The organism is Xylella taiwanensis (assembly GCF_013177435.1).
Taxonomy (GTDB): Bacteria; Pseudomonadota; Gammaproteobacteria; order Xanthomonadales; family Xanthomonadaceae; genus Xylella; species Xylella taiwanensis.
This window is the reverse complement of record NZ_CP053627.1, coordinates 1,045,799-1,062,519: the sequence shown is the minus strand read 5'-3', so window position 1 is coordinate 1,062,519 and position 16,721 is coordinate 1,045,799. Positions and strand designations below refer to the sequence as shown.

Sequence of the window (16,721 nt, the reverse complement as noted above, 5' to 3'; positions counted from 1 at the left end):
CTCACCGCACAACAAGCCCACGCATTGCTTGACAGTATTAGCACCCAAGAGCAGTTATGCGCTTTATATAAAAAGATGGATACAACATTGACTTTTCATGCAATTTAAAAATGATGATTATGTATGACTAAGATATTCTCCCTGTCGGATATTCGACGCGATACTTCTTACAATGGTAAAGACAATACAGCAAGCGTGATTGCACCACAGGCACCCTGCTGTAGAGTCGAGATCAGTGCCGCAAGATTATTCCATCATCCGCTGATATTACGTGCGATCTTTGGCGCCGCTTTCATGATGGCATGCACCGCTTTAATGTCCTGCGGAAGAAGCGACATGAAAGAGAGCGAGCATCAACATGCCGCTAAGGAAGCCGTGCAGGAACCAAATAAAATCATGATGTTTAAATCGGATGATTCCAAGTACAAAAAATGTTTCAGTTTCCCCTCAGAAATGTGGCCGGCCCAATTTTCGCCTAGTAAGGGGATATTTCGTTTTAAGAATTTTGGATATATTTCTGGAGTCGAGAAATCTCCAGGTAACATCGGTGAACCAGGAACATCGATGGTGACACTAGCTTTTTTTCGTGATAACCCAGGAAAAGAATATTATATCTATTCTCTTTCGCGTGCTTATAGAAATGGGCAAGTAAAAATCGAAGAGGAATATAAAGCGTTCTATTTGTATGATCTTAAAGATTTCACTTATTCAGCCATTGATAAAGATGGGCTGTTCACTATTGAATATGACATTGGTGATGGCCGGCCAAGAAGCAAAGAGGAGTGGATTCATGAGTTGAAGTTGATTGTTGATTTTGTCGAGTCCCATACCATCCCATGTCAAGGAGCATCATCATGACAAATCCAGATTTTTATTTTAATCAGGCGCAGTTGGATATTGCCGACAGTGACAAGCCATCGGGGAATATCACGGCGATGTACGATACCTTGTCTCAAGCGGTGCGTGCCGGTGGCGGCGATCCAAGATTGGCGAATTGGCTGGCAACCGCAGGACAAATTAATTCCGGGCAAGGTTTCTACGCACCGTGTGTACGCGGCGCGGTGTATCAGGCAGGGCGTGAGGTTAGTAAGAAGATGGCCCACAGGCATCCTGCGCTGGAGTGGAGATGAGTGCCGCAAGCTTATTCCATCATCCACTGATATTACGTACGATTTTTGGCGGCGCTTTCATGATGGCATGCAGCGGTTTAATGTCCTGCGGAAGAAGCGACATGAAAGAGAGCGAGCATCGACATTCCGCTAAGGAAGCCGTGAAGGAACCAAATAAAATCATGATGATTCAATCAGATGATCCCAGATACAAAAGATGTTTCAGTTTTCCATCTGAAGTCGGGCCGATTCAAGTTCTTCCTAGTGGACTTATATTTCATTTTAAGAATTTTGGATATATCTCCGGAACCGAGAAATCCCCAGGTATCATCGGTAATCCAGGTACGTCAATGGTGAGTGTCTCGATCTTCCGTGATATTTCATCAAAAAAATATTATATTCATTCTCTTTCGCGTGCTTATAGAAATGGGCAAGTAAAAATTGAAGGGGAATACAAAGCGTTCTATTTGTATGATCTTAAAGATTTCACTTATTCAGCCATTAATAAAGATGGGCTGTTCACTATTGAATATGACATTGGTGATGGCCGGCCAAGAAGCAAAGAGGAGTGGATTCATGAGTTAAAGTTGATTGTTGATTTTGTCGAGTCCCATACCATTCCATGTCAAGGAGCATCATGATGACGAGTGCATATTTTTATTTTGATCAGACCCAGTTGGATATTGCCGACAGTGACAAGCCATCGGGGAATATCACGGCGATGTACGATACCTTGTCTCAAGCGGTGTGTGCCTGCGGTGGCGATCCGAGATTAACGAATTGGCTAGCGCGTGCCGGAGGAATTCATTCCTGGCAAAGTTTATACGCACCGTGTGTACGCGGCGCGGTGGATGAGGTGGTCCGGGAGGCAGAAAAAAAGATGACATGCAGGCATCCTGCGCTGGAGTCGATATGAGTGCGGCAAGATTATTCCATCATCCACTGATATTACGTACGATCTTTGGCGTCACATTCATGATAATATGCTTTGGTTTAATGTCCTGCGGAAGAAGCGACATGAAAGAAAGAGGGAATCAACATTCCGCTAAGGAAGCCGTGAAAGAATCAAGTAAAATTCTGATGATTCAATCGGATGATTTAAGTTACAAGAAATGCTTTAAGTTTCCACCCGAACTTTACGCAACGAATACCTACCCTAACGAAGTGATGTTCTGGCTTAAGCATGTTGAATATATTTCTGGCGCCGAGAAATCTCCAGGCATCATCGGTGAACCCGGAATGTCAAGGATCACCATAGGATTTTTTCGTGACAAATCAGCAAAAGAATATTATATCCATTCTCTTTCACGTGCTTACAAAAATGGACAGTTAAAAATTGAAGGGGAATACAAGGAATTCTATTTGTATGATGTTCCTCAGTACTCTTATTCAGCCATCAATAAGCATGGGCTGTTGAATATTGAATATCTCATTGGTGATGGTCGGCCAAGAAGTAAAGAGAAGTGGATTCATGAGTTAAAGTTGATTGTTGATTTTGTCGAGTCCCATACCATCCCATGTCAAGGAGCATCATGATGACGAGTGCATATTTTTATTTTGATCAGACCCAGTTGGATATTGCCGACAGTGACAAGCCATCGGGGAATATCACGGCGATGTACGATACCTTGTCTCAAGCGGTGTGTGCCTGCGGTGGCGATCCGAGATTAACGAATTGGCTAGCGCGTGCCGGAGGAATTCATTCCTGGCAAAGTTTATACGCACCGTGTGTACGCGGCGCGGTGTATCAGGTGGTCCGGGAGGCAGAAAAAAAGATGACATGCAGGCATCCTGCGCTGGAGTGGAGATGAGTGCCGCAAGCTTATTCCATCATCCACTGATATTACGTACGATTTTTGGCGGCGCTTTCATGATGGCATGCAGCGGTTTAATGTCCTGCGGAAGAAGCGACATGAAAGAGAGCGAGCATCGACATTCCGCTAAGGAAGCCGTGAAGGAACCAAATAAAATCATGATGATTCAATCAGATGATCCCAGATACAAAAGATGTTTCAGTTTTCCCTCCGAATTGGGTTCGAACGAATTTCCGCCCAGTATGATCATATTCTGGTTTAAGCATTTTGGATATATTTCTGGAACCGAGAAATCCCCAGGAAAATTCGGTGAGCCAGGAATGTCGAGAGTCACCCTATCCTTTTTTCCTGAAAAATCAGCAAAAGAATATTACATCAACTCTTTTTCTAAAAAAAATCCAAGTGGACAGGTGAAAATCGAAGGGGAATACAAAGCGTTCTATTTGTATGATTCCAATGATTACTCTTATTCCGCAATTGATAAAGATGGATTGTTGAATATTGAATATCTCATTGGTGATGGCCGGCCAAGAAGCAAAGAGGAGTGGATTCATGAGTTAAAGTTAATTATTGATTTTATTGATGCCCATACTATCCCATGTCAAGGAGAATCATGATGACGAGTGCCTATTTTTATTTTAATCAGGGGCAATTGAATATTGCCGACAGTTACAGACAATCTGGGAATTACCCGGCGATGTATAACACCTTGTCTCAAGCGGTGCGTGCCGGTGGCGGTGATCCAAGACTGGCGAATTGGCTGATGCGTGCCGGGGAGATTAATTCGGGGCGAGGTTTCTATGCACCGTGTGTACGCGGCGCGGTGTATCAGGTGGTCCGGGAGGCAGAAAAAAAGATGACATGCAGGCATCCTGCGCTGGAGTCGATATGAGTGCGGCAAGATTATTCCATCATCCACTGATATTACGTACGATTTTTGGCGCCGCTTTCATGATGGCATGCAGCGGTTTAATATCTTGTGGAAGAAGTGACATGAAAGAAAGAGGGAATCAACATTCTGCTAAAGAAGCCGTGAAGGAACCAAATAAAATCATGATGATTCAGTCGCGTGATTCGAGTTACAAAAAATGTTTCAGTTTTCCCTCCGAATTGGGTTTGAACGAATTTCCGCCTAGTACGATCATATTCTGGTTTAAGAATGTTGGATATATTTCTGGGGCCGAGAAATCTCCAGGAAAATTCGGTGAACCCGGAATGTCGAGGGTCACCATAGCCTTTTTTCCTGACAAATCAGCAAAAGAATATTATATCAACTCTTTTTCTCAAAATTATCCAAGTGGGCAATTGAAAATTGAAGGAGAATACAAAACATTCTATTTGTATGATTTCCCAGGTTACTTTTATTCAGCCATCGACAAGGATGGACTGTTCACTATTGAATATAAAATTGGTAATAGTCGGCCAATAAACAAAGAGGAGCGAATCAATGAGTTGAAGTTAATAGTTGATTTTGTCGAGTCCCATACCATCCCATGTCAAGGAGAATCATGATGACGAGTGCATATTTTTATTTTAATCAGGCTCAGTTAGATACTGCCGACAGTTACAGGCAATCGGGGAATTACCCGGCGATGTATAACACCTTGTCTCAAGCGGTCCGTGCCGGTGGTGGTGATCCGAGACTGGCGAATTGGCTGACACGTGCCGGGGAGATTAATTCGGGGCGAGGTTTCTATGCAGAGTTTGTACGCGGTGCGGTGTATGAGGCCGGACGGGAGGCGGGCAAGAATATAGATGCGGCTGTATTTCAACGTGTCTCTAATATGCTGGCAATGGATGTAATGGCGGATGCAATACGAGATAAAAGACTTTCTTTTGATAACGTCATTTCAAGAGATGTTGGGACTGCCATAGGAGGAGAAGAAACAGGAGGCTTGGGGCTGTCGCCGGATAAATGGGCCGGGACGGTGGGCGCCGCCTTCCCTATCGGTGTGGGTGGGCTTGGGATGGACCCTGATTCCGAGTTCTATCAAAATCTTGAAAAATACTATAGGGAGAATGGCTACGACCCGTATCAACGGGCCGATAGGCTCTTTGACCTGATTGATGACAATGTTGCGGGTGCTATTCATGCCGCCCAAGATCCCATTGCCAGAAATGAGATTGCAACGAAAATCGCGATTGATGCAATCATGCAATACAGCGCCCTCATCCAACAGCAACTCGGGGTTGCAAAAATAATCTCTGAGTTGGGCAGCGATGTTGTGCAGAGCGACGGCCAATCTTGGACCTGGGACGGGGTGCGCGATGCAGCAAAACAGTTCTCCCAGATGGCCGCAGGCCTGCATTGGTATCAGGATTTTCTCCAGGGGACCATGAATATGGCCAAGGCCCTGGCTGAGGGGAGCGCCGATGTGTTCTCTGGAGCGGAAGCCACCTGGAAACGCTGGATACAACCGTTGTTTGATCATCTGCGAGAGATGATCCGCGACAGCATCACAGATGGCGTGGATGCGGTGAAGCAGAGGCTCCATGACTGGCGCACCCATCTTGGCGATGCCTTCCAGCGCCTGGCCAATCAACTACACAAAGACAGCGACGCTTTTATGACGCTGCTTCATGACCTGTTCGGCTATCAGCGTGATGTCCGCGACCCGCTGGTGCTGGATCTGGATGGCGACGGCATCGAAACCGTGGCGGCGGGTAAAAACATCCTGTTTGATCACGACGGCGACGGCATCAAACACGCCAGCGGCTGGATTAAATCCGATGACGGCTTGCTAGTGCTGGACCGCAACGGCAACGGACACATTGATGACGGCAGCGAACTGTTCGGTGCCGATACCCTATTGGCCAACGGCCAGAAAGCCACCTCCGGCTTTGAGGCACTGCGCGATCTGGACAGCAACGGGGATGGCGTCTTTGATGCCGGCGACACCCGCTTTACCGACGTGCGCGTGTGGCGCGATCTCAATCAGGATGGCCGCTCCCAGACCAACGAGCTGTTCACCCTCTCCAGCCTGGGCATTGCCTCGATCGCCCTGACGCCCACCGACACCCAGCGCGTCAACTTGAACGACGGTAATTTCATTGATGGCCGCGGCACCTACACCCGCAGCGATGGCCGCACCGGCGTCGTTGGCAACCTGCAATTGGGTCTGGACCACTTCTACCGCGACTACAACGGCGCCCACGCCCAAGTGACCGTGAGCGAGGCGGCCCGCGCCTTACCAGCCATCACCGGCAGCGGCGCGGTGCGCGATCTGCAAGAAGCCGCCAGCCAGTCACCGGCCTTATTGGCGGCCGTTCAAGCGCTATTGTCCGGCACCACTCCGGGCACCCTGCGCGCCGCGCTGGATCAGGTCATTGCCCTGTGGGCCGACACCTCAACCATGCGTAGCAGCGAGGAGCGCCTCGAAGCCTCCGGGGACATGCAGCGCAATGTGTATTACCAATGGTTCGTCCCTGCTGCCGTGATCGCCCAGGGCCAGGAGGCCGTTCAGACCTGGACCCAGCAGCAGCATGCCCGGCTTGGGCCGATCATCGGCATCCTGGAGAAGTTCAACGGCTCCACCCTGGTCAGCGATCACAACGGCCAGATCTCCATGGGGGGGCAGATCTTCAGCTGGAACCGCGTGGTCCATCCTGACGGACACGGCGAAGAGGTAATGACCTTCCGGTTCCTGCCGGAGCAGTTCGATCCCTTGATTGACCCCTTCACGAAGGCCTATGCCCACCTGAAAGAATCCATCTATATCCGGCTGGTGCTCCAGCAGCGGCTCAGCGATTACCTGTCCGGACTCACCATGACATATCACCACGGTGTGATGGGCTGGGATGCCTCCGGGGTGCACGCCAAGCTGGATGACACCTGGCAGCACAACAAAGCCCAGGCGCTTCAGGATGCGATGGACCTGTACCGCTACGGCAGCGATGCCCTTGCTGGCAGCGACTGGAAGCCGCTGGATACCTTGCGCGACATGATCGACCGTACCGCCGCCGCCCCTGATGGCATACAGGCCCTGAAGGAGGCGGGTACGCCCTTTGTGTCTGGAGATCTGGAAGGCAGTGCCGCGGCGGATATCATGTTCGGCGATGCCGGAGCCAATACCCTCAGTGGCGGCGCTGGCGACGATGTGCTGTCCGGCGGCGGCGGAGACGACACGCTGTACGGTGGTGAGGGCAACGATATCCTGCGTGGCGATGCGGGCAACGACCTGCTGTACGGCAGCTCCCAAAACAATACCTACCTGTTTAACCAAGGAGACGGCCACGACACCCTCGTGGATCAAGGCGGTAGCGACACCATCGTGTTTGGCACAGGCATTGCCGCCAGCGACATCCGAGGATGGTTGCAAGGTCAGGATGTAGTGCTGGATTTGGGCAACGGCCACGACAGCATTCGGTTCAAGAACAGGGTGAACTCCGATGGAGGGCGTGACACACGCACCGACATCGAACAGATCACCTTTGCCGATGGCACCGTCTGGACCGGAAAGACGTTGAATGACATGGCGTTAACCACACAGGGCACCTCCGGCAACGACACCCTGCAGGGCTGGCAAGGCCGGGACACCATGCTGGGCGGCGCTGGCGATGACACGCTGTCCGGCCGCGGCGGCGATGATGTGCTGCTGGGCGGGGATGGCAACGACCTGCTGGACGGCGGCAGCGGCAGCAACCGTCTGGAGGGCGGCGCCGGTAACGATGTGCTCAAGGTGTCGGCGTATTACTCCTCTGACAACGTGCTGAGCGGTGGTACCGGCGATGACACGCTGTACGGCAGTAATAATTCGGACACGTATTTGTTCGAGAAAGGAGACGGCCACGACACCCTCGTGGAACAGGGCGGTACCGACAAACTCGTGTTGGGCGCCGGGATTGCGGCCAGTGATGTCAAGGTGCTGCGCGAAGGTCAAGACGTGGTGCTGGACCTGGGCAACGGCCACGACAGCATCCGCTTGAAGGACTGGTTGACCTCCGACGGCTACCGTAGCGGCAGTGCCGACATTGAGCAGATCGTGTTTGCTGATGGCACGGTCTGGACCGGGGAAACGTTAAGCGACATCGGCCTGACGACCATCGGGACCTCTGGCAACGACACCCTGCAGGGCTGGCAAGGCCGGGACATCCTGCTGGGCGGCGCTGGCGATGACGTGCTGTCCGGCGGTGCTGGCAGCAACCGTCTGGAAGGCGGTGCCGGCAACGACGTGCTCAAAGTGTCGGCGTATTACTCCTCCGACAACGTGCTGAGCGGTGGTACCGGCGATGACACGCTGTACGGCAGCATCTTTGCGGATACCTACCTATTCAACCAAGGAGACGGCCACGACACCCTCGTGGAACAGGGCGGTACCGACAAACTCGTGTTGGGCGCCGGGATTGTGGCCAGTGATGTCAAGGTGCTGCGCGAAGGTCAAGACGTGGTGCTGGACCTGGGCAACGGCCACGACAGCATCCGCTTGAAGGACTGGTTGACCTCCGACGGCTACCGTAGCGGCAGTGCCGACATTGAGCAGATCGTGTTTGCTGATGGCACGGTCTGGACCGGGGAAACGTTAAGCGACATCGGCCTGACGACCATCGGGACCTCTGGCAACGACACCCTGCAGGGCTGGCAAGGCCGGGACATCCTGCTGGGCGGCGCTGGCGATGACGTGCTGTCCGGCGGCGCTGGCAGCAACCGTCTGGAAGGCGGTGCCGGCAACGACGTGCTCAAGGTGTCGGCGTATTACTCCTCCGACAACGTGCTGAGCGGCGGCACCGGCGATGACACGCTGTACGGCAGTGACAACGCCGATACCTACCTGTTCAACCAGGGAGACGGCCACGACACCCTCGTGGACCAAGGCGGTAGCGACACCCTGGTGTTGGGCACAGGCATTGCCGCCAGCGACATCCGAGGATGGTTGCAAGGTCAGGATGTAGTGCTGGATTTGGGCAACGGCCACGACAGCATTCGGTTCAAGAACAGGGTGAACTCCGATGGAGGGCGTGACACACGCACCGACATCGAACAGATCACCTTTGCCGATGGCACCGTCTGGACCGGAAAGACGTTGAATGACATGGCGTTAACCACACAGGGCACCTCCGGCAACGACACCCTAAACGGCTGGGAAGGCCGGGACACCATGCTGGGCGGCGCTGGCGATGACACGCTGTCCGGCCGCGGCGGCGATGATGTGCTGCTGGGCGGGGATGGCAACGACCTGCTGGACGGCGGCAGCGGCAGCAACCGTCTGGAAGGCGGTGCCGGTAACGACGTGCTCAAGGTGTCGGCGTATTACTCCTCTGACAACGTGCTGAGCGGTGGTACCGGCGATGACACGCTGTACGGCAGCATCTTTGCGGATACCTACCTATTCAACCAAGGAGACGGCCACGACACCATTGTGGAACAGGGCGGTACCGACAAACTCGTGTTGGGCGCCGGGATTGTGGCCAGTGATGTCAAGGTGCTGCGCGAAGGTCAAGACGTGGTGCTGGACCTGGGCAACGGCCACGACAGCATCCGCTTGAAGGACTGGTTGACCTCCGATGGCTACCGTAGCAGCACTGCCCACATTGAGCAGATCGTGTTTGCTGATGGCACGGTCTGGACTGGGGAGACGTTAAGCGACATCGGCCTGACGACCATCGGGACCTCTGGCGACGACACCCTGCAGGGCTGGCAAGGCCGGGACATCCTGCTGGGCGGCGCTGGCGATGACGTGCTGTCCGGCGGCGCTGGCAGCAACCGTCTGGAAGGCGGTGCCGGTAACGACGTGCTCAAGGTGTCGGCGTATTACTCCTCTGACAACGTGCTGAGCGGCGGCACCGGCGATGACACGCTGTACGGCAGTAATAATTCGGACACGTATTTGTTCGAGAAAGGAGACGGCCACGACACCCTCGTGGAACAGGGCGGTACCGACAAACTCGTGTTGGGCGCCGGGATTGTGGCCAGTGATGTCAAGGTGCTGCGCGAAGGTCAAGACGTGGTGCTGGACCTGGGCAACGGCCACGACAGCATCCGCTTGAAGGACTGGTTGACCTCCGACGGCTACCGTAGCAGCACTGCCAACATTGAGCAGATCGTGTTTGCTGATGGCACGGTCTGGACTGGGGAGACGTTAAGCGACATCGGCCTGACGACCATCGGGACCTCTGGCGACGACACCCTGCAGGGCTGGCAAGGCCGGGATATCCTGCTGGGCGGCGCTGGCGATGACGTGCTGTCCGGCGGCGCTGGCACCAACCGTCTGGAAGGCGGTGCCGGTAACGACGTGCTCAAGGTGTCGGCGTATTACTCCTCTGACAACGTGCTGAACGGTGGTACCGGCGATGACACGCTGTACGGCAGTGACAACGCCGATACCTACCTGTTCAACCAGGGAGACGGCCACGACACCCTCGTGGATCAAGGCGGTACCGACACCCTGGTGTTGGGCACAGGTATTGCTGCCAGCGACATCCGAGGATGGCTGCAAGGTCAGGATGTGGTGCTGGACCTAGGCAACGGCCACGACAGCATCCGATTCAAGAACAGAGTGAACTCCGATGGAGGGCGTGACACACGCACCGACATCGAACAGATCACCTTTGCCGATGGCACCGTCTGGACCGGAAAGACGTTGAATGACATGGCGTTAACCACACAGGGCACCTCCGGCAACGACACCCTAAACGGCTGGGAAGGCCGGGACACCATGCTGGGCGGCGCTGGCGATGACACGCTGTCCGGCCGCGGCGGCGATGATGTGCTGCTGGGCGGGGATGGCAACGACCTGCTGGACGGCGGCAGCGGCAGCAACCGTCTGGAGGGCGGCGCCGGTAACGATGTGCTCAAAGTGTCGGCGTATTACTCCTCTGACAACGTGCTGAGCGGTGGTACCGGCGATGACACGCTGTACGGCAGCATCTTTGCGGATACCTACCTATTCAACCAAGGAGACGGCCACGACACCCTCGTGGAACAGGGCGGTACCGACAAACTCGTGTTGGGCGCCGGGATTGTGGCCAGTGATGTCAAGGTGCTGCGCGAAGGTCAAGACGTGGTGCTGGACCTGGGCAACGGCCACGACAGCATCCGCTTGAAGGACTGGTTGACCTCCGATGGCTACCGTAGCAGCACTGCCCACATTGAGCAGATCGTGTTTGCTGATGGCACGGTCTGGACTGGGGAGACGTTAAGCGACATCGGCCTGACGACCGTCGGCACCTCTGGCGACGACACCCTGCAGGGCTGGCAAGGCCGGGACATCCTGCTGGGCGGCGCTGGCGATGACGTGCTGTCCGGCGGCGCTGGCACCAACCGTCTGGAAGGCGGTGCCGGTAACGACGTGCTCAAGGTGTCGGCGTATTACTCCTCTGACAACGTGCTGAACGGTGGTACCGGCGATGACACGTTGTACGGCAGTGACAACGCCGATACCTACCTGTTCAACCAGGGAGACGGCCACGACACCCTCGTGGATCAAGGCGGTACCGACACCCTGGTGTTGGGCACAGGCATTGCCGCCAGCGACATCCGAGGATGGTTGCAAGGTCAGGATGTAGTGCTGGATTTGGGCAACGGCCACGACAGCATCCGATTCAAGAACAGAGTGAACTCCGATGGAGGGCGTGACGCGCGCACCGACATCGAACAGATCACCTTTGCCGATGGCACCGTCTGGACCGGAAAGACGTTGAATGACATGGCGTTAACCACACAGGGCACCTCCGGCAACGACACCCTAAACGGCTGGGAAGGCCGGGACACCATGCTGGGCGGCGCTGGCGATGACACGCTGTCCGGCCGCGGCGGCGATGATGTGCTGCTAGGCGGGGATGGCAACGACCTGCTGGACGGCGGCAGCGGCAGCAACCGTCTGGAAGGCGGTGCCGGTAACGACGTGCTCAAAGTGTCGGCGTATTACTCCTCTGACAACGTGCTGAGCGGTGGTACCGGCGATGACACGCTGTACGGCAGTAATAATTCGGACACGTATTTGTTCGAGAAAGGAGACGGCCACGACACCCTCGTGGAACAGGGCGGTACCGACAGGCTGGTGTTTGGTGAGGGGCTGCATCGTGAAGAGGCGCTCTTTACGAAGTCAGGAGACGATCTCTCCATCCTTTTCAATCATGGGGACGATCAGGTGACCGTGGCAGGCTGGTTCAGTACGCCGGCGCATCAGGTGGAATCTTTCGTATTCCAGGATGGGACGGTGCTGTCCGGTGAGGTGGAGCGTTTGATTGCGGCGATGGCGATGCCGTCCGCGGTGACCACGACACAGGCGACGGTGCGCGACACTAACGAGCATCACTTACTGGTCGCCAGTTCGATTGTCTGAGGGTGTGTTGTGTTACTGGGAGGCCCCGCAGATGCGGGGCCTCTTATATATGGGCTCGAATAACATGCTGTTTAAATAACAATATGCTGATGCCAAGCGCTTGATATGGCCGCTGTGTTTGGAGTATTGCCACCTTCATTATTATTTGCCGTGTTTCTTATGCGTTGTTTTTTTCTTTAATGTCCATCGCATTTTTCTTTGATCTAAATTAAAGCGGGCATGAAATAGCAAGCGATGCTTCAGCGGGAGACATAAAAGCGATGTTGTCCATGAAGGTTTGATCCCATGATCCGAACGGGGCCGTCCCCCTACGCGATCAGCATCACTGCGATGTTGGATCGGCATCCGGGATAACACGTCCAGATCTGAAGGTGCAGCATGGAACGCGCTGCAATATAAAAAATAAGACGGCCATCAAAACTTTATTTCACTCCGTGGATACACTTTTGCTGCCATTCAACACTGACATCCCCAATGCCGATTATCGCTCTCTGCGGAGTACCCGCACATGGCCGCATGGCTTTGAAATGCGATCAGCACCATATGCAGCGATGCAGAACGCGCTTACAGCAGGCCACATCATGTAGCGGCGCTATTTTGTATTGGGAAGGTTTTAAGACGTTGTCAAAGGATGCCATGTGGCTTTGGCCCAATGACGGCGTAATGCCATGTGCCGCTATCGGCAGGCAACACCATACCTCCACGCCTAATAAGGACTGATGAGAATATGCAGGCACGCTCTTCCGCTTACGCAAGCTATTGGCGTCATTCGCTCGCAGATGCTGAAACAGACCGTGGAGCATTTGATGGTCGTCATATTTCAGCATTCTGGGAGCTTTCTCAGGAACACTTGGCAAGTGGTTGTGCAAGCCGCAACATCGTCGATGCCTGCTTCGGCAAAGACGCCGAACAGTTACAGGCGGTCGAAGTAGTCATCCGACCCAAGGTCTACACCCTGCCCTTCGAACATGGCACGCCGCAGCATATTGGAACACCCGCTATCGTGACGCCCATCGTTGCATTGGCGCTGCTGGCCCGCGATGGCAGGATCTATCCATTAACCCGGACGCTGGTCCCTCGCGACATTCTGGAGCCTTTAGCACGCGGACATTTCTCTATTGGCTGCGTGTCTGATCAGGATGCGTTCCTGACGGCACACCCTGTGCCTGGAATCGCTTTTATGGGGAATGATGCGGACCCATTGAGCAATCTCGAATTCGATCGGCAGTGGGTAGATTTTCTGGCGGGCTGCGATCGGCTGCTGGAGCAGATCGGTGGCGGCTGGCCTGGACCCGACGAGCATTACACGCTTGCCAAACATGGTTACCTTGCCAAGAAAGAATCGTTCTCCAGTGGGCATATCCTCGCTTTATACGACCATCTCCGCCGCCATACACCACAGGTGCCCTTGTTCGAACGCTATGCCAGCACCGACATCGCTGCACCTGAACCTTGTTTACCGCCGCATGCGGGGTTTTCCCAACGGCTCGCACATGGCAGCAATGCGTTCCCTGCAACGCCGGCACAATGCGATGCCCTGACACACTTGATGGCCGCCAAAGCGGGGGAGATTCTTGCGGTCAATGGCCCTCCCGGTACTGGGAAAACCACGCTGTTGTTATCGGCTGTGGCGTCGCTGTGGGCTCACGCGGCCCTCGCACATGAGGAGCCGCCGGTCATTGTGGCTGCTTCGACGACGAATCAGGCGGTGACCAACATCATTGATGCGTTCGGACATGATTTCGCAACAGGCGATGGCCCTTTCGCGGGACGTTGGCTGCCAAACATCAAGAGTTTCGGTGCCTTCCTGCCTTCCGCAAAACAAGAGGCTAAAGCTTCAGAAAAGTACCAAACCGAGGAGTTTTTCGATGCTGTGGAATCAGCCGCTTATGTTACTGAGGCACAGCAGGCTTATTTACGTGCAGCAGCGGTAGCATTTCCAGAGATCGCGCCTGAGTCACGCAGTGTCGCGGCTGCCGTCGAGGCTTTGCAGAAGGCGATTCGGAAAGAAGCGGCAACACTTGCCGCCATTGAGGAGGCGTGGTCAGCCCTGAGTGGTGCGCGCGATGCGGTTCGAGTGGAGTTGGGGGATATGCCGGCTGCCACGATGACGCGACGCCGCAAACAACTGGACAACACGGAGACCGAGAAGCGCTTGATCGATGACGTGGTCACACGCTGGGAGCACTATCGTACGCAAGAGTCTGTCGTTTACGCTTTTTTTTCTTGGCTGCCTCCTGTCGCCCAAAAGCGCCTGCGCCTGGCACGCCTGTTTTTGAAGCCGATCTGGCCGTCTTATCACGCACAAGGGGCCTGGGAGACCATCCGCCAGATTGATGCGTCTCTCAAAGGTATCACCCGTCAATTCGATCAAACGCTCAAGGAACACAAGTGGTGTGTCAAGCGCGGCGAAGCTGTGCTGCACGCCGAACAGTTCTACATGGGGAAATGGCAGGCCGCTTTGGCGCCTCTGGATCTATCGGACGCGGCAAGCCACATATCCATTGCGGACTGCGAGTCGCGCGCCGACATGCAGATCCGTTTCAAGATCTTTCTACTGACCACCCACTACTGGGAAGGGCGCTGGCTGTTAGACATGCAAGCGCTCTTGCCGAATCTGGATGAAGAGCGCCATAAGAAGGAACGTTCTTTCATAGAAAAGCGCTGGCGGCGACGGATGAAATTAACGCCCTGTATTGTCTCGACGTTCTTCATGCTTCCGCAAAAAATGCGGGTTTACCAGCATGATGGACCGGGCTTTGTCTCCAACTACCTCTATGACTTTGCAGATCTGCTGATCGTCGACGAAGCCAGTCAAGTGCTTCCAGAAGTCGCAGGAGCCTCATTTGCGCTCAGCAAGAAAGCCCTGGTCATCGGCGACGACATGCAGATCGAGCCGATCTGGTCGGTCCCAGCCAGCATCGATATCGGCAACTTGATCAGTGCCAAGCTGCTTGCTGAAAAAGGGGATCAAGAGGCCTACGAGCGTCTTTGCAAGACTGGAAAATCTGCTGCTTCAGGCAGTGTCATGCAGATCGCCCAAATGCTGAGCCGATATCACTATGATCCCGCGCTGGCACGTGGCATGTTTCTGTACGAGCACCATCGCTGCTTTGATGAAATTGTCAGCTACTGCAATGCGCTGTGCTATCGCGGCAAACTCATCCCCAAGCGCGGGTCGAAGGCGGAAGCCTTCGACAAGGGCGATATGTGGCCGGCCCTGGGATACCTCCACATCCACGGTGTTTGCCAGAAAAGCAGTGGCAGGAGCCGGCACAACATGCATGAGGCAGAAACCATCGCCGCGTGGCTTGCAAAGCACCGGGATGCGCTGCAAGCGAACTATGGGCAACCACTGCATCACATCGTAGGCATCGTGACACCTTTCAGTGCGCAGGTAGATGCGATTTCGCAGGCGTGCCGTCTCGTGGGAATCAACGTCAGCCCCGAAAAGGAAGGGACCATCGTTGGCACAATGCATTCCTTGCAAGGCGCGCAACGGCCTGTGGTGATCTTCTCTCCGGTGTATAGCAAGCATGCGGACGGCCGCTTCATCGACAATCGTCCAAGCATGCTGAATGTGGCGGTTTCGCGCGCAAAAAATACTTTTTTGGTGTTTGGAGATATGGATGTCTTCGCGTCGGCATCGAAGATGACGCCGCGCGGCCTGCTGGCTGACTATCTTTTTCGGGATCCCAGCAACGCGCTTTCTTTCGAACATCTGGTCCGCAAAGATTTGCAAGTTCCCAGTACAGATCTCCATGTACTGCGAGACGCACCAGCGCACGATACCTTTTTGTTAGAGACGCTGAAGCGCGTGCAACGCGAAATCCATATCGTGACTCCATGGATGAGCCTGAAGCGCATCGAAGACATCGGCGCCTTCGCAGCGATGCGGGATGCCGTGGGGCGTGACGTGCAGGTCACGATCTACACCGATCCGGAATTCAATACGGACAATGACACCTGCGGAAACAAGATCAATGAACTGCTGACGGCGACCGATACATTGCGTGATGCGGGGATTCAAGTGGCCTTCGTTGTCAGAATCCACAGCAAAATGGTGATCGGGGACGATGATGTGTTTTGTGTTGGATCGTTCAATTGGTTCAGTGCCAGGCGCGACACGCAATACGCCCGGCATGAAACGTCATTCATCTATCGTGGTGGCGGGCTTGCAGACGAGCGGGACGCCATGCTGAAAAGTTTACGCCAGAGGGTCATTGATGATCCTGTGCAACGAAGCGACTCGTGATGCTGTGGTGTTGCGCGTATCTGGACCGCAGGTGGATGTGTCGCGCGATGCGATGGCGTCAAGACGTGGTCAACATAGCAGCCATGTTGTGGTTTCGCCTCAATGCACCCGAAGGTTTGCCGTTCTTGTCAGGTTTCACCGTCACCCTGGTGTCCACCATCACCTGCGAGCGTTTCTCTAAGCGGTTTTCGACACCCGGCTGAAGCGTCATCCGAAACAATGGCGCAGCCCCCCAGCAGGCATGTCACCGGCAGCACGGTCA

Annotated in this window: 12 protein-coding genes; all 12 read left to right on the top strand. The window is 54.5% G+C overall.

Going from position 1 to position 16,721, the window contains the following annotated elements; genetic code table 11:
- Positions 1 to 231 precede the first annotated feature (231 nt).
- The 12 genes from PLS229_RS04535 (at position 232) to PLS229_RS04480 (ending at position 16,662) form a co-directional block, all read left to right on the top strand.
- A complete protein-coding gene (locus PLS229_RS04535) occupies positions 232 to 858 on the top strand; it encodes a hypothetical protein (protein ID WP_051482244.1) in 627 nt (208 codons plus the stop codon).
- On the top strand, positions 855 to 1,130 hold the full coding sequence (locus tag PLS229_RS04530; RefSeq protein ID WP_236632887.1) for a hypothetical protein: 276 nt from the start codon (positions 855 to 857) through the stop codon (positions 1,128 to 1,130). Before PLS229_RS04535 ends, PLS229_RS04530 begins: the two co-directional genes overlap by 4 nt.
- Positions 1,127 to 1,750, top strand: coding sequence for a hypothetical protein (locus PLS229_RS04525; RefSeq protein ID WP_038270262.1), 624 nt, complete (start codon positions 1,127 to 1,129; stop codon positions 1,748 to 1,750). The genes PLS229_RS04530 and PLS229_RS04525 overlap by 4 nt, the downstream gene beginning before the upstream one ends.
- Positions 1,747 to 2,025 (top strand): hypothetical protein, encoded by a 279-nt coding sequence (locus tag PLS229_RS04520; protein ID WP_038270265.1) that lies wholly within the window; start codon positions 1,747 to 1,749, stop codon positions 2,023 to 2,025. The genes PLS229_RS04525 and PLS229_RS04520 overlap by 4 nt, the downstream gene beginning before the upstream one ends.
- Positions 2,022 to 2,645, top strand: a complete 624-nt coding sequence (locus PLS229_RS04515; RefSeq protein WP_038270268.1) for a hypothetical protein — start codon at positions 2,022 to 2,024, stop codon at positions 2,643 to 2,645. The genes PLS229_RS04520 and PLS229_RS04515 overlap by 4 nt, the downstream gene beginning before the upstream one ends.
- Complete coding sequence (locus tag PLS229_RS04510; protein ID WP_038270272.1) at positions 2,642 to 2,920, top strand: hypothetical protein; 279 nt, start codon at positions 2,642 to 2,644, stop codon at positions 2,918 to 2,920. Before PLS229_RS04515 ends, PLS229_RS04510 begins: the two co-directional genes overlap by 4 nt.
- On the top strand, positions 2,917 to 3,540 hold the full coding sequence (locus tag PLS229_RS04505) for a hypothetical protein (RefSeq protein WP_038270275.1): 624 nt from the start codon (positions 2,917 to 2,919) through the stop codon (positions 3,538 to 3,540). Before PLS229_RS04510 ends, PLS229_RS04505 begins: the two co-directional genes overlap by 4 nt.
- Positions 3,537 to 3,815: a hypothetical protein gene (locus PLS229_RS04500; RefSeq protein WP_038270278.1), complete on the top strand. Its 279-nt coding sequence runs from the start codon at positions 3,537 to 3,539 to the stop codon at positions 3,813 to 3,815. The genes PLS229_RS04505 and PLS229_RS04500 overlap by 4 nt, the downstream gene beginning before the upstream one ends.
- On the top strand, positions 3,812 to 4,435 hold the full coding sequence (locus tag PLS229_RS04495) for a hypothetical protein (RefSeq protein WP_038270281.1): 624 nt from the start codon (positions 3,812 to 3,814) through the stop codon (positions 4,433 to 4,435). Before PLS229_RS04500 ends, PLS229_RS04495 begins: the two co-directional genes overlap by 4 nt.
- Positions 4,435 to 12,204, top strand: coding sequence for a calcium-binding protein (locus PLS229_RS04490; RefSeq protein WP_114867094.1), 7,770 nt, complete (start codon positions 4,435 to 4,437; stop codon positions 12,202 to 12,204). Before PLS229_RS04495 ends, PLS229_RS04490 begins: the two co-directional genes overlap by 1 nt.
- A 727-nt stretch (positions 12,205 to 12,931) precedes the next feature.
- A complete protein-coding gene (locus tag PLS229_RS04485; RefSeq protein ID WP_038272843.1) occupies positions 12,932 to 16,459 on the top strand; it encodes an AAA domain-containing protein in 3,528 nt (1,175 codons plus the stop codon).
- Between the two features lie 47 nt (positions 16,460 to 16,506).
- Positions 16,507 to 16,662 carry a hypothetical protein gene (locus PLS229_RS04480; RefSeq protein ID WP_160199298.1) on the top strand — a complete coding sequence of 52 codons (156 nt, stop codon included), beginning with the start codon at positions 16,507 to 16,509 and terminating at the stop codon, positions 16,660 to 16,662.
- Positions 16,663 to 16,721: the final 59 nt, after the last annotated feature.